The 707-nt window shown below is 65.1% G+C and carries 1 protein-coding gene and 1 pseudogene; both read left to right on the top strand.

Annotated features, from left to right (window positions below):
* Nucleotides 1–228 (top strand): annotated as a pseudogene (locus THIARS_RS17930) (methyl-accepting chemotaxis protein); the annotation flags it as partial.
* A gap of 19 nt (nucleotides 229–247) precedes the next feature.
* Nucleotides 248–707 (top strand): chemotaxis protein CheW (locus tag THIARS_RS17925; RefSeq protein ID WP_094162243.1); only part of this gene is annotated, 460 nt, incomplete at its 3' end.

The following is a 707-nucleotide window of genomic DNA, read 5'->3' as shown; positions in this document are numbered from 1 at the left end:
GCCTCGGCCTCGGAAGAACTCGCCGCCACCGCCGAGGAAATGAACGCCCAGGCCCAGCAATTGCAGGACACCGTGAGCCAGTTCAAGTTCGCCCAAGACCATGACATGCCCCGGCTCACGCTTCCCAGCAAAACGACGTCGACATCCACCGTGCCGGGCCGGCAAGGCCCGCGTCCCGTGAAACCGCATCCAGCGGTTGCCAGCGAAGCGACCTTCGTCAAGTTCTGAGCCTCACCACGGCCCCACCATGCAAAACACGGCTTTCGTTGCCCCGGCAGGCAGCACGCAAGGGGCCCCTTTGTACGCCACGGTGCATCACACCTATGGCTTGGTCGAGCCGGTTGCAAGCGGTCAAGTCCTGACCTTCAGCCTGCAAAGCGAGGTTTACGGCCTGGACATCCTGCGGGTGCGCGAGATTCTGGAGTACACGCGCCCCACCACCATCCCGATGATGCCGGCCTTCGTGCATGGCGTCATCAACCTACGCGGCAATGTGGTGCCGGTCATCGACCTGGCGCAACGCTTCGGCCGCCCGGCCACCGAGTTGCGCCAGCGCACCTGCATCGTGATCATGGAGGTCGACGGCGACGACGGGCCCCAAGCCATCGGGGTGCTGGTGGACGCGGTCAACGCCGTGCTCGACATGGATGCCACGCAGATCGAACCCCCGCCGAGTTTCGGCACCGGCCTGCGCCAGGACTTCATCC

This window comes from Thiomonas delicata (genome assembly GCF_900088825.1).
GTDB classification, from domain to species: domain Bacteria; phylum Pseudomonadota; class Gammaproteobacteria; order Burkholderiales; family Burkholderiaceae_C; genus Thiomonas_A; species Thiomonas_A delicata.
Note: the sequence above shows the minus strand (reverse complement) of the source record. Positions and strands in the feature narration are given on the sequence as shown.